At 35.0% G+C, this 12,722-nt stretch carries 14 protein-coding genes, 1 pseudogene and 1 riboswitch; of the genes and pseudogenes, 6 read left to right on the top strand and 9 right to left on the bottom strand.

Annotated elements, in window-relative coordinates:
- Window positions 1-255: 255 nt before the first annotated feature.
- The 5 genes and pseudogenes from Q3V31_RS15785 to Q3V31_RS15765 form a co-directional block, all read right to left on the bottom strand.
- On the bottom strand, window positions 256-798 hold the full coding sequence (locus Q3V31_RS15785) for a GrpB family protein (RefSeq protein WP_000358203.1): 543 nt from the start codon (window positions 796-798) through the stop codon (window positions 256-258).
- A 43-nt stretch (window positions 799-841) separates the two neighbouring features.
- Window positions 842-1,510, bottom strand: coding sequence for a nucleoside/nucleotide kinase family protein (locus Q3V31_RS15780; RefSeq protein ID WP_071734930.1), 669 nt, complete (start codon window positions 1,508-1,510; stop codon window positions 842-844).
- 122 nt (window positions 1,511-1,632) lie between these two features.
- Entirely contained in the window at window positions 1,633-2,376 is a 744-nt protein-coding gene (locus Q3V31_RS15775) for a metallophosphoesterase family protein (RefSeq protein WP_000357663.1), read from the bottom strand.
- Window positions 2,377-2,389: 13 nt separating this feature from the next.
- A pseudogene (locus Q3V31_RS15770) lies at window positions 2,390-3,328 on the bottom strand (aminoglycoside phosphotransferase family protein).
- Window positions 3,329-3,339: 11 nt separating this feature from the next.
- Entirely contained in the window at window positions 3,340-4,140 is an 801-nt protein-coding gene (locus tag Q3V31_RS15765) for a VOC family protein (protein WP_090813624.1), read from the bottom strand.
- A gap of 98 nt (window positions 4,141-4,238) precedes the next feature.
- On the opposite strand from Q3V31_RS15765, the gene Q3V31_RS15760 reads away from it, so the two are divergent.
- Entirely contained in the window at window positions 4,239-5,249 is a 1,011-nt protein-coding gene (locus Q3V31_RS15760) for a sulfite exporter TauE/SafE family protein (RefSeq protein ID WP_002076481.1), read from the top strand.
- Between the two features lie 40 nt (window positions 5,250-5,289).
- Here Q3V31_RS15760 and Q3V31_RS15755 read toward each other — a convergent pair whose 3' ends face one another.
- Window positions 5,290-5,739, bottom strand: a complete 450-nt coding sequence (locus Q3V31_RS15755) for a GNAT family N-acetyltransferase (RefSeq protein ID WP_071734931.1) — start codon at window positions 5,737-5,739, stop codon at window positions 5,290-5,292.
- A 384-nt stretch (window positions 5,740-6,123) separates the two neighbouring features.
- Window positions 6,124-6,316, top strand: a riboswitch (Lysine riboswitch).
- Window positions 6,317-6,428: 112 nt separating this feature from the next.
- Here Q3V31_RS15755 and Q3V31_RS15750 point away from each other — a divergent pair.
- From Q3V31_RS15750 to Q3V31_RS15740, 3 genes are all read left to right on the top strand, one after another.
- Window positions 6,429-7,895: an amino acid permease gene (locus Q3V31_RS15750; RefSeq protein WP_001083392.1), complete on the top strand. Its 1,467-nt coding sequence runs from the start codon at window positions 6,429-6,431 to the stop codon at window positions 7,893-7,895.
- A 119-nt stretch (window positions 7,896-8,014) separates the two neighbouring features.
- The gene (locus Q3V31_RS15745) at window positions 8,015-8,320 is read left to right on the top strand and encodes an iron-sulfur cluster biosynthesis family protein (protein WP_001026200.1); all 306 of its coding nucleotides are present in this window, start codon (window positions 8,015-8,017) and stop codon (window positions 8,318-8,320) included.
- A gap of 33 nt (window positions 8,321-8,353) precedes the next feature.
- Complete coding sequence (locus tag Q3V31_RS15740; protein WP_000521701.1) at window positions 8,354-9,124, top strand: DNA alkylation repair protein; 771 nt, start codon at window positions 8,354-8,356, stop codon at window positions 9,122-9,124.
- Window positions 9,125-9,187: 63 nt separating this feature from the next.
- Here the strand turns inward: Q3V31_RS15740 and Q3V31_RS15735 are convergent, their stop codons facing one another.
- Window positions 9,188-9,679 carry a DUF2716 domain-containing protein gene (locus Q3V31_RS15735; protein ID WP_000800541.1) on the bottom strand — a complete coding sequence of 164 codons (492 nt, stop codon included), beginning with the start codon at window positions 9,677-9,679 and terminating at the stop codon, window positions 9,188-9,190.
- A gap of 194 nt (window positions 9,680-9,873) precedes the next feature.
- On the opposite strand from Q3V31_RS15735, the gene Q3V31_RS15730 reads away from it, so the two are divergent.
- Window positions 9,874-10,638, top strand: a complete 765-nt coding sequence (locus Q3V31_RS15730) for a class I SAM-dependent methyltransferase (RefSeq protein ID WP_016129800.1) — start codon at window positions 9,874-9,876, stop codon at window positions 10,636-10,638.
- Between the two features lie 82 nt (window positions 10,639-10,720).
- Here Q3V31_RS15730 and Q3V31_RS15725 read toward each other — a convergent pair whose 3' ends face one another.
- Complete coding sequence (locus Q3V31_RS15725; protein ID WP_000280171.1) at window positions 10,721-11,245, bottom strand: NUDIX hydrolase; 525 nt, start codon at window positions 11,243-11,245, stop codon at window positions 10,721-10,723.
- Window positions 11,246-11,432: 187 nt separating this feature from the next.
- On the opposite strand from Q3V31_RS15725, the gene Q3V31_RS15720 reads away from it, so the two are divergent.
- The gene (locus Q3V31_RS15720; RefSeq protein WP_071734932.1) at window positions 11,433-12,056 is read left to right on the top strand and encodes a cephalosporin hydroxylase family protein; all 624 of its coding nucleotides are present in this window, start codon (window positions 11,433-11,435) and stop codon (window positions 12,054-12,056) included.
- A gap of 35 nt (window positions 12,057-12,091) precedes the next feature.
- On the opposite strand, the gene lepB is transcribed toward Q3V31_RS15720, so the two are convergent.
- A complete protein-coding gene (gene lepB / locus Q3V31_RS15715; protein WP_000656819.1) occupies window positions 12,092-12,613 on the bottom strand; it encodes a signal peptidase I in 522 nt (173 codons plus the stop codon).
- Window positions 12,614-12,722: the final 109 nt, after the last annotated feature.

Genomic DNA, 12,722 nt, shown 5'->3' with positions numbered 1-12,722 from the left:
CGTTTTTCAACTTATTTTCGCCTTATCCCCTGTAATTTCCCTCATAAAATCAAGTCGACTTTTAATATAGCTTTAGTCCCTATCTTTCTATGAACTTGATTCAATTATATAAAATTTCTCCCGAGAAATAAAAGGAAATACATTGGAACACCAAAGCTTCTCACTTTGTTTACATGCATTTCATGTAAGTTTAGGTTATAAAATAAAGTATGTTTTTTCATTCATATTCAAACGTAGTTACAATCAAAATTCGAATTATTTTAGAACTTGTTTAATAAATTTTGCTTTAGCTTTTGTGTATGCTTCTCTATCTTGGTTAAACCTTTTAGCTAACTCTTGCTTTAAATTTGAATAATCATAAACTAATTGTGGATTTTCTCGTAAGCGGTTACGAAATAAAAGTTGTTGCTCCCATCGCTCAGTTCCTTTAACCATCAAATGCAGATGAGCTACACGCCTATTACTCTTCACTTTCACAAAGAACCTTCTCCAAGGTCTTTCATCTAATTCCGGGCCTACATAATGCCAATCATATATAGCCAATTTTGCTGAAATATCTAGTACTCTATCAAATGAGTCTGTTTCAGCCATTAGATCAATGATAGGTTTTGCAGATAAACCAGGTATGGATGTACTGCCTATATGTATTACTTTGCTAATACCGAGAGGAGTAAGCAGTTCATAAAGTTGCTGTTCTTCACATCGGCCTTTATCTTGCCAATCAGGATTTGCATTAACTATCTCTACTGACTCATTCGCCCATACAGGCCAATCGTTCGGATTATCTTTTTTATCCACCCAACACATCCCCTTTCACGAACTATTTGCTATATAAACGATTTTAAATTCCTTTAAATACAACTACCGGATCATCAAAATTACTATTCTGAAATATAACATTCGCACATTCTTTCGGATTATGCTCATCTATATACATCTTACAAGCCGCATGATATCTGTTTATAAACATTTTCTCTGCTTCTTCATAACTTCCAAAAGCTTTAGTCTCCCGATTTGCACCACGTTTTCTCGCAATCTCAAAATCTGTATCTACGAAAATTTTATAATCAAATAGATACTCAATTTCTTTTTTCAATAAAAATGTTCCATCTACTATTAGCACCATATTTGGCGGTGCCACTAGCGGCGTATTATATACAGGGATGTCCGTTATTAAGTTATGAGAAATCGTTTCATAGTGCAAATTCCCGTTAGGTCCTAAAGGCTTTAATAGCCTTTCTTTGAAAGCTGTATAATCGTGTGCATCTTCATAATACCCTCTTGCTGATTCTTTGCCTTGTGTATAGCGAATCACTCTCGGGTTATGAAAATCATCAATGCTTGCGCGTGTTGCTTGTACTCCTCGTTTTATCATTTCCTCTGCCAGTTCATTTGCAAATGTTGTCTTTCCTGAAGCTGTTATACCACTTACTCCAACTCTTATTGGATGGGTTAAGTTTAATTTAAAAATATGATCTACAATGTTTTTAATACGTTGTTTTCGGAGCATGACATTCCCTCCTGTAATTCTGTTTACATAATAAAATTATAATAAATAAACTTCATCAATGTTTGTTGGTAAGTCGATATTTTGAAAAATCATTGATATATTTTTATTGAATTATATTTTCCTTACTTCCCCTTAAACCCTCGATACAAAGCAGTCCGTAATTCTTGCTTGTATTCCTCGATTTCTGGCATATCGAGTTCTTCCGCTAATCGAATTGCTAATTCAATATCATACGGTACACGTACGAGTTGAATAGAAAAACTCGCTGCTTCTTTTTCATTGTAAGTTCCTTCGAAAATTAAATAGGAAGCTTGTGTAATTTCAAGAGGATTTCCTACGCTACCAGCATTACATAACGTTTTCCCTCTAAAATTTTGCACATACGCCTGGTGAACGTCACCGTAGCAAACGACATCTGGTTTTCTTTCCCCTTCTATATTCTCTGTGAGCTCACTATTTTCGAACATACTAATACGCTCTTCTCTTGTTGCATGTGGTTGAATTCTTTCATATAAACTTCTTGGTGAAGCGTGGAACATACGAATGAGTTTGCCGCTCATAAAAAATTCGATTGAAAATGGTAAGCTTCTTAAATACTCATTTTGTTCTTCTGACAATTGTTTTTGATGCCATTTTAACGATTCAAATTCAGTCGGTTTTGTAATGAAATCATCCCAGTTCCCCATAACAACTCCTTCACACTCTTTACGAATGATTTCAATTACTTCGCTAGAATGAGGACCCTTTCCTACTAAATCTCCAAGACAAATAATGCGCTCGATTCCTCTTAATTTAATATCTTTCAGCACAGATTCTAATGCCGGAATATTACCATGAACATCTGAAATTACCGCTATTTTATCCAAATGAACCCCTCCGTTATCTATTGTTTATTATATCCACATGATGTGATTGATACCATTTCGGAATATAGGATGAAAAATGATTATGATCTTCTAAAATTCTGTTTAATCTCTCTTTCATATCATCTACTAAATGTGGCGTGCTTCGGTTTGTCCATACGATATCCGCTGGGAATGTCATTGCTGCATATAATGAATACAGTTTCCAAAAATGAAGTGAAGGTTCACCTCCGCAATAACCGTGAACTTGACCAACCGCAAATGGTTTGCTTATTCTTGTAGTAAAAATCGCTACGTTATAAAAATCGTGTATTGGATCGCCAAAATCATATCCACCAAAATCGATAACGATAAACTCCTTATTGTGAATCATACTATTTGCTGGGTGGTAATCATCGTGTAAAAATATGATAGGACGATTTTTCAATAAGTCTTTATGATCCTCTACAAAGGTTGATACTGGCTTCATATCGAGAAAGTCTACCTCAAATTCTGCTAATGCTTTCAAGTATCTCTCATACTTGTTCCACCGAAACGTTTCCCACGAATCAATGACATTCTCTTTTTCTATTGCATGAATTCTCTTTAAAACTTCTCCAGCTCTTTTCCCCGCAGCATACTGCTCTTTCACCGATAACTTACCTAAACTCTCTTCTCCATTTACACCGTTAATCCATTCAAATATTTGAACGCATTTATTTAATTCTTCAAGTCTTATGAAATGAATTAATTTTGGCGTCGGGATATGTAATGACTCCAACTGTTTCATATACGTATATTCTTCTTGTTTTCGTTAAAAATTAGCAGAATCACACACTTTGACAAAATACGTTTCTCGATTCTCTAATTCAACTTTATATTTCTCTTCATGTGAAAACCCTTTTGTAATAGATGTACATTTCACAATACGAGGACACTCTATTTTTCTCTCTATCTCTCTTAAAATTTCTTCCACAAAGTTCACCTCTATTCATATATGTACAAACTACCTAGCACTTCATGCTCTCGTTTATTTTCACCTTTAAACTCCACTGCAAATGGATATTCACCATGATGATTCAAACGTTCTAGTACTAGCCCTTCTCCAATTGGTTCACAAAACTGCACATGAATGTCACCAAACGATACACTTTGACATTCCGCATTCCATTCTTCATTTTTTACGACTGAGCTTGCAGTTAGCTCCATTACTTTTTTCCATTTCCGCACTGTTTCTCGAACGCTTTTCACCGCATAATGAATCGTTTCAATTTCTTGTACTTTGTTTTTATGTTCAGTGATTGTTCCTATGTTACGTAAATCGTTTCTTCTTTCTTCATCCGTTTCATTCCACTGTATAAAGAAAGGTAATTTCGGTCCACTTTCTTCCTGCTTTACAAATAACATTTTCCATTCTAAAAGACGGCCATCTTTTCTCACACGTTTCCCTTCGAATGGTCCAATCGTTTGTAAGCCATGTTTGCTTAAATTCACTGCTTGTTCTTCAATTTCATTTGTTCGAATTGCGATTTGTAGCATCCCTTCTCCATTTTGCAATTTAACAACCGTTTCCTGCACTAATGGATTTTCTGCTTCTTTCGCTTTTTCTTCATGCTGAACTGCTAAAAATTCTATATATGATAAATCAAAATAACATAAACTATTCCAAGTACCCCAGTTCGTATGCTCTCCGCCTAGTGCAGTATGAAATCCAAGCTCCTGCATTTGTTTTGCCGCTTCCTCTGGTGTACCATGCACTGCATGAACAAGATGGTCAAATGCTAACATATTCTTTCTCCCCTTTCTCTCCATCCTTTTATTGTATATTTTATTTTTCTTTCATTCAATTCAAAAACTTTAAAACCTAGTTGATTTATACGATTAATATGTATTATAATAAAACAAATTTAATTATTGCTGATTGGAAAAACCAAAGGCACTTTTCTCATACGGGAAAAGTGTCTTTTTCATTTATTATTACAGGGGGATTATTTATGCAGAAATTAATTGTCTTTGCTATTATCGGATTTTTCGCTCAATTGATCGATGGTGCACTTGGTATGGCGTACGGGGTAACGTCTACCTCACTATTATTAATGTTTGGTATCGCACCAGCCGTTGCATCGGCATCAGTTCATTTAGCTGAAGTTGTTACAACTGCCGCTTCTGGTGCATCTCACATCAAATTTGGAAACGTTGATAAATATACAGTTTCTAGGCTTACATTACCAGGAGCAATTGGCGCATTTATTGGGGCATGTTTTTTAAGCAATTTACCTGGTGATGTAATTAAACCGTACATTTCCATATTTTTATTTACTTTAGGGGTTTATATTTTATTACGATTCCTCATTCAAAAACAAATTGTTGCTTCAAATAAACGTATGTCTGCAAAACAACTTGTACCACTTGGCTTATTCGCTGGATTCGTCGATTCAACTGGTGGTGGTGGCTGGGGGCCGATTACGACACCTGTTCTTCTTGCAAGAGGAAATGAAGCTAGAAAAGTTATTGGATCTGTAGATACGAGTGAATTTCCTGTTTCACTCGCTGCAACGATTGGCTTTTTCATTTCACTTGGCTGGGAACAAGTAAGCTGGGTTTGGGTATTTTCTCTCATGCTCGGTGGTATCGTTGCGGCACCAATCGCTGCATGGCTAGTACGCATCGTTCCTTCTCATTTACTTGGCGTATTAGTTGGTGGCCTTATAATCTTTACAAACATTCGTACACTACTTACTACATTTAAAGTGGATCCAACTATTATTTCACTATCTTACGTTGCAGTTGGTCTTGTCGTTATTATTTCTATTTTCATTGCTGTTCGTAATCATTCCAATCGTTCTAACGAATCGACAGCTGGCTATCCGAAAGATCAAAAACAAATGCTACCATAATTAATAATAATACCGCCCGATTTACTTCGAGCGGTATCTTTTATTTATCTATTTTCCAATTGATCATCGTTTCAGTACTATTTACTCTTTTCATATGTAATTTCTCTAATACACGAATGGAGCTATAGTTATCAAGGAGTGTCTCTGCTGTAATCGTTTCCACTTCGCCTGTTTGAAAAGCCCATTTCATTAATTCACTAACTGCTTCTGTTGCATAACCTTTATTCCAATATTTCTCAATAAATCCGTAACCAATTTCTACCGTATGTTCCTCGTTTGGTTTCCCTTTAAATCCTATATCACCTAGAACTACGTCATCCTCTTCTCGAATAACATACCACGGTCCCCACGGTAATGAAGCCGCATCTCGTTTCACATTTTCTATATATCCTACCATATGCGGACCACTATTGTATCCTTGATTATCCGCAATTTGAATCCATTCTTCTGTACACGGTACTATATGTAATCTTTCCGTTTCTAATTTCATAATGATATCCCCTTTTCAATTAAACAATACCTCAATTTTATCAGAAATAAAAAGAATATTCATTCTATTTATCGGATTTATACTTATTATTTGAAACGAATTTAAGGAATAATCCCCTTCTGATAGTTATGTCGAATTATATTTTCTGAATTTTCTTTTAATTTTAAAGGGTTTTTCATTATTTTTTGCGAAACATTTGTATAACAATTTTTTCTTTGCTTATTGCTACATAATAGTAGGTTCGGGTGGAGTTATGCAAGCGTTTCCTATACAATAACCGATATTTTTTGACTTTTCCTAACAAAATTCCTTGCAATATATTCAGAAAGTCATTACAATTGCCATATATTAAATATCTTAGCAATATATAAATCCTCATCAATCCGATGAGGTAGAGGTTGCGACTTTTAAAAGTAAAATGGACGAGACACAGAGAATGTCACTGACTCCGTTTGAAAGGAAAAGTTGCCGAAGTTTATATTTCTTCTCTGGAAATATGAGCTGGGGCTGTCTCCGAAAGGAACAGAACTGTCACGTTTACAAAATTACCGTGTAAACGTGGGGTGCTATCTTAACGGAAGGGTATGATGGGGTGGTTATTTGTGAAACGTTCCGCCTAATTACTTTGGCGGTTTTTTGTATTTTTCTCCCCCGCTCCTTCCTAACCTACAAGAAAAGGAGTGTTGAACATGAATAGCGCAACAAATCAATCTACCTCTAAAACGCAAACTACACAAGGACAAGGTGAATTAAAACGCGGATTAAAATCTCGTCACCTTACGATGATTTCTCTCGGTGGTACAATCGGTACCGGATTATTTCTTGCCAGTGGTGGTGTTATCCATTCAGCTGGTCCTGGCGGTGCATTAGTCGCATATGCCGCAATTGGAATTATGGTTTATTTTTTAATGACAAGCTTAGCAGAACTCGCAGCTTACATGCCTGTTACTGGATCTTTTAGCACTTATGCAACAAAATTTGTTGATCCATCACTTGGTTTTGCACTTGGATGGAATTATTGGTATAACTGGGCGATTACGATCGCTGCTGAACTAGCGGCCGTAACATTAATTATGAAATTTTGGTTCCCAGATACCCCTTCTCTTATTTGGAGTGGACTTTGTTTAGCTATTATTTTTCTCTTAAACTATTTATCTGTTAAAGGTTTTGGTGAATCTGAATATTGGTTCGCACTTATTAAAGTCGTTACTATTATTATCTTTTTAATTGTCGGTTTTATGATGATTTTTGGAATTATGGGCGGTGAAGCTGTTGGTTTTAAAAACTTCACTGTTGCAGATGCACCATTTAATGGCGGCATCATGGCAATTATCGGTGTATTTATGGCAGCTGGTTTCTCATTCCAAGGAACTGAATTATTAGGAGTGGCTGCTGGTGAAACTGCTGATCCAGAACGCAATATACCGAAAGCAATTCGTTCTATCTTTTGGCGCATTATATTATTCTACATTTTAGCAATTCTTGTTATCGGTTTATTAATTCCTTATACGACTGATAGCCTTGCAGCAAGTGATGTTACAGTAAGTCCATTTACACTAGTATTTGAAAAAGCGGGCGTTGCCTTCGCTGCTTCTGTTATGAACGCTGTTATTTTAACTGCAGTTCTATCTGCTGGTAACTCTGGAATGTACGCATCAACTCGTATGCTTTGGGATTTAGCTCGTCAAGGAAAAGCACCAAAGTTCTTAGGCAAATTAGATAGCCGCGGTGTACCTGTTAACGCATTAATCGCAACATCAGTAGTTGGTAGCGTCGCTTTCATCGCTTCTTTATACGGTGACGGTGTTGTATACATTTGGTTATTAAATGCTTCTGGAATGTCAGGGTTTATTGCTTGGGTAGGAATTGCTATTAGTCATTACCGTTTCCGAAAAGCTTATGTTGCACAAGGAAAAGATTTAAAAGATTTACCGTATAGAGCAAAATGGTTCCCGTTCGGTCCAATCTTTGCATTTACACTTTGTGTTATCGTTATTTTAGGACAAAACTACGGCGCATTTATGGGAGCATCTATCGATTGGAACGGTGTACTCGTTTCTTATATCGGTTTACCACTCTTCTTAGTACTATGGTTAGGATATAAATTTACTAAGAAAACGAAAGTAATTCCACTTGATAAATGTGAACTAAAATAGAGTATAGCAAAACGAGCAAACAAATTTGTTTGCTCGTTTTTTTATTACAATCCCATTTACTTCCCTATTTCTTATCTTTTTGCAATAATAAAGTAAATACACTTAAAGGTTGGGATCACATGAACATTCGTATTACTGATGAAGCAAAAGTTGCTATACATAGATTAGAACGTGAAGACAAAAAGATTATTCGCATTAGAGGGACAATGACAAACTCTTGTAGCATTTTCGTTGATGTCGATTTAATTTGGGATACATATCATGCAGATGATGTTGTATATGAAGATGCGGAGCTTATCGTACAAATGGATTCATTTACGAAAGACTACACTGGTGATACCGTGAAACTTGATTATAAAACGACAGGTTTTAGTATTACGACTCCCAGTGAGACTTTGGTGTATGGATTGTCGATTAAAAAATAAACATTGTTTTTATCCGACCAATGGGGTGAAAAAATGGGCAAATATGTTCCACTAAAATTTTTATTCAACGAAGAATTAGCAGAAAAAATGGCTGATTCTATTTGTAAACACGATCCTAATTTCTCTAAAATAAACTTTGTATCTTCCGTAACATATAAAGTTGAAAATTTAGAGTTAAAGCAACGTATAGAAGCCATAGCAGATGAATTACACAATGCATTACAAAAAGATTTTAATGAAGCAATACATATATTACTGAAAACATTGGGACCAGAAAATACAACAGAAGTAGGCACATTTACAAACGGATATATGTACATGCCTATCGCAAAATACGTTGAAAAATATGGGCTTAACGATTTTGAATCCTCTTTCAACGCAATGTATGAAATAACAAAAAGGAATACTGCTGAATATGCCATTCGGCCTTTTCTTGAAAAATATCATGAAGACACACTAGACATATTACAACAGTGGATTCATGACGAAAACAGCCACATTAGGAGATTAGTTTCAGAAGGTACTAGACCTAGACTTCCTTGGGCTAAAAAAATTGGAGCTCTGAAAGGTGACTTTAGAAATAATTTAAAGCTACTTGAGCTATTAATGAATGACCCTTCTAAATATGTCCAAAAATCAGTAGCCAATCATATTAACGATATTACAAAAGAAGATAAAGAACTCGTTTTTCAATGGTTACAACAATTACGTGATAAACAGCTTCCTGTTAACCCTTGGATTATAAAACATGGGTTAAGAACGGTGATAAAAAATGGTACTTTACCAAAAGATTTTTCTTTTTAAGTATTTTAAACAAAACGCTTATGCTTCAAAAATGAAGTATAAGCGTTTTTTCTCTTTAAAACATTAGCCCTGCCTTAAAATATTTTGAAACATTTCTGGCTTACTTTGTTCAAAGCTCTCTATTAATTCTTTTCCAAATATCGTTATACTCTTCTCCCAAGGATGGCCTAAATACCCCCACTTATAGTCCTTTTGAATAAAGAAATTGTAATCTCCATTTGGAAAAATCGGGATTGTCCACTCATCAAATTCATTTCTTTCAAACTCTATGTGTGGATTCACCCAGTAACACTCATGTTGCCAATCAAGTACCATAATATATTCATTCGCTGCTGTATTTTCTTTAAAAACTAGTAATGCTTTTTCTTCCAAATCATCATATACATTTAAATCTATCGATTCTCCAAAGTAATGAGAAATATCATATGTAACAAAAGGACTTGGCACTTTAAATGATGGGAATATAGAAATACTTGGTGAAAACTCAAAATCACTATATACCCTATCCCATATTTGATCGCTCTCTTTGTCTGTAAACTTCATCCAATTTTTCATTAAACAACTGCCTTCCCTTATAATTTCAAAGGATTTTCACTTAATTATCCCGAATATACAAATAACCATTCTCACAAGGAGCGAATTTCTATGAATCTATTCGAACACGAAACGTAAAACCGCTTCACCTTAATAAGAGGTCCTCCCTTTTTTCTCATCATATCACTCACTTTAAAAAATAGGAGGACATAATTATGAAACGTGATCCATTATTTTTAACTTTTTTAGAAAGTGCTAATACAAATTTTAGTGGCTGGGATTTTTCTTTCATTTCAGAAACTGGCCGTATGAATAGCGAGCCTTTATCATGGTCGTACGGTAGCACAGCCTTCCAGCTTATGCAGCATGCAGAATCAATGCTAGATATGGGAACTGGCGGCGGAGAGTTTTTATCTATGTTACAACCGTTGCCGTCAACTATTTATGCGACTGAAGGCTACGCTCCGAATGTACCAATTGCACGAAAGAAATTAGAACCTTTAGGAGTTACAATCGTAGAAGTTACGGATGATACTGCTTTACCATTTCAAGATAGTCAGTTTGATTTAATTGTCAATCAACATGAATCCTTTTCTGCTTCTGAGGTGAAAAGAATTCTTTCCACCAATGGAACATTTCTTACTCAACAAGTTGGCGGTCTTGATTGTGCGGAGCTTAATGAGCAGTTTGGCACACCGCTAAATAGCGAATTTTCAAGTTGGTCACTCAAAATGGCATGTAATGAACTAAAGGAGAATGGATTTACTATTTTAGAAGCGAAGGAAGAATTCCCCCTTCAGCGTTTTTATGATGTCGGTGCTGTTGTCTATTACTTAAAAGCAATTCCGTGGCAAATTCCTGATTTTATAGTAGATTGCTATACCGAGGAATTGTATCGTATACATGAAATTATCTTACAAAAAGGATATTTCGATGTGAAGCAACACCGCTTTATTATTAAAGCAAATTATGTGGAGTAAAATTTGAATTAGCATTCCCTACAAAAAAGCCAAGTCCCAATAAAGGACTTGGCTTTTCCTTAGTATTTTAACGCTTCTTATCTTATTGAGAAATGAGATATTTTTCATATCGTTTTTTCGTATCATCTTCTGTCAAAAGTGTAGTTGTGTAATCAATAATATTCCGGTTATCATATGTGAATGTATGCTCTAAATTGTTTTCTTCTTTTAATACTCTCGGTAAATATCTTTGCAAATTGCTAACTACACCTCTATTATCACCATCTAATATCCAATCAATTGACTTCCATTCTAATATACCTTCATCTGTGCTTACTGGCGTATCAATATGTACTCCATCTGGTAAATCAGTTAGGAATACATACATTCCCTCACTACCCAAAGGTTCGTCTTTAACTTGAAACATAACATTCCCTTTATACGTTACACTTGGAAGCTCTATTCCCGTTTCCTCAAACGTTTCTCTAATAACTCCTTCGTATGGCGTTTCATACTCTTCTATTTTCCCTCCGACACCATTCCACATTCCCATTGTCGGCTTTTTGTTTCTATTTAATAGCAGTATATTATCTCCTTTTCTAATGAAGCAAATTGTGTACTTATACATACGATCATTTCATTTCCTTTCATTTACATCTTCTTTTGTAAGTAATTCATTTTCCACATGTGTTATTTTGCTTATTTTCACGTGAAAACAATCGCCTTATAATCCCTTACCACATAATATATAGTACAACTTTCATACGTAAACTCTTTACGTATGAAAGAATCCTTTTTAGAAAGGAGAATTCAAAATCGATAACATTAGTAGCGAATTTCTAAAACAATATTACGACAGCAACGTTTGGCTACATGGTACACACTGGTTCGGGGTTCCAATCTGCAAACTTCCTTCTGATCTTTTTTTGTACCAAGAGATCATTCACGAATTAAAACCCGATTTAATTATTGAATGTGGAACCTTCTATGGTGGTAGCGCACTGTATTTAGCTTCTATGTTAGATTTAATTGGAAAAGGTCATGTACTTACTATCGATATAACTCCGCAACCAAATCGGCCATCACATAATCGGATTACGTATTTAACAGCCTCTTCTGTTTCTGTACAGGCGGTCCAAACAATATTAAGTATGCGCAAACCTGATGATGTGATTTTAGTTATTTTAGATTCTGATCATAGTAAAGAGCATGTATCGAAAGAACTCTTACTTTATAAATCTATTGTCACCACTGATAGTTACATTATTGTAGAAGATACAAGTATTAACGGAAATCCTCTCCTTCCTAATTGGGGCCCTGGCCCAATGGAAGCTGTAGAAGAGTTTTTAACTAAAAATAGTAATTTCATAATCGATGAATCTAAGCATAAGTTTTTCATCTCATTTAATCCAAAAGGTTTTTTAAAGAAGATAAAGTGAAACTTTAATAAGTGGGGGCTTTGTCCATCCCCCACTTATTCTATGATCTTCATTTTCGAAAAAGGATAGTACACAAATTCCACTTTTCCTATTATATTATCTTCTTCAATATAACCTAAACCATTTCGACTATCCTTACTTTGTTCACGATTGTCTCCCATTACAAATAACTTATTTGGCGGAATCTTTGTCTTTTGAAAATTGTAAAACACTTGTGTATTATTATATAAATCTTTATTTATATAAGGTTCATTTTGCTTTTTGTCATTTACGTATACAGTTCCATTCGTTATGTTAATTATGTCACCAGGAAGTCCTATTACGCGTTTCACATAATATTTCGACTCATCCTCTTCCTTAATAATGACGATTTCTCCGTGCTGTAAGCTAGAAAAATGTACAGCAGCTTTATTTACAAATACGTAGTCTTCTTCATGTAAAGTCGGCTGCATCGATTTTCCTTCCACCTTACATAAAGTAAAAGACTGGTACGTTACTACCATGACAAATATAAATAGTATGTATTTTCCCCAACCTCTCTTAATCTCCTCTTTCATATCCATTCCCACCTTATCAAAACACTTTTCAACTCAAAAATATATCACTGCACCTGTTCATTTGCGCAGTGATATACTACAATTTGAAGTTTTTTACTGTGCCTTATTC

This window comes from Bacillus nitratireducens, assembly GCF_036320425.1.
Classification (GTDB): domain Bacteria; phylum Bacillota; class Bacilli; order Bacillales; family Bacillaceae_G; genus Bacillus_A; species Bacillus_A nitratireducens.
This window is presented reverse-complemented; position numbering and strand designations above follow the sequence as displayed.

Excerpts from the sequence above, each read along its gene's own strand:
- Q3V31_RS15780 (WP_071734930.1), bottom strand. The coding sequence starts at position 1,510 with ATGCTCCGAAAACAACGTATTAAAAACATTGTAGATCATATTTTTAAA.
- Q3V31_RS15765 (WP_090813624.1), bottom strand. The coding sequence starts at position 4,140 with ATGTTAGCATTTGACCATCTTGTTCATGCAGTGCATGGTACACCAGAG.
- Q3V31_RS15760 (WP_002076481.1), top strand. The coding sequence starts at position 4,239 with ATGTATTATAATAAAACAAATTTAATTATTGCTGATTGGAAAAACCAA.
- Q3V31_RS15755 (WP_071734931.1), bottom strand. The coding sequence starts at position 5,739 with ATGAAATTAGAAACGGAAAGATTACATATAGTACCGTGTACAGAAGAA.
- Q3V31_RS15750 (WP_001083392.1), top strand. The coding sequence starts at position 6,429 with ATGAATAGCGCAACAAATCAATCTACCTCTAAAACGCAAACTACACAA.
- Q3V31_RS15745 (WP_001026200.1), top strand. The coding sequence starts at position 8,015 with ATGAACATTCGTATTACTGATGAAGCAAAAGTTGCTATACATAGATTA.
- Q3V31_RS15740 (WP_000521701.1), top strand. The coding sequence starts at position 8,354 with ATGGGCAAATATGTTCCACTAAAATTTTTATTCAACGAAGAATTAGCA.
- Q3V31_RS15735 (WP_000800541.1), bottom strand. The coding sequence starts at position 9,679 with ATGAAAAATTGGATGAAGTTTACAGACAAAGAGAGCGATCAAATATGG.
- Q3V31_RS15730 (WP_016129800.1), top strand. The coding sequence starts at position 9,874 with ATGAAACGTGATCCATTATTTTTAACTTTTTTAGAAAGTGCTAATACA.
- Q3V31_RS15725 (WP_000280171.1), bottom strand. The coding sequence starts at position 11,245 with ATGTATAAGTACACAATTTGCTTCATTAGAAAAGGAGATAATATACTG.
- lepB (WP_000656819.1), bottom strand. The coding sequence starts at position 12,613 with ATGAAAGAGGAGATTAAGAGAGGTTGGGGAAAATACATACTATTTATA.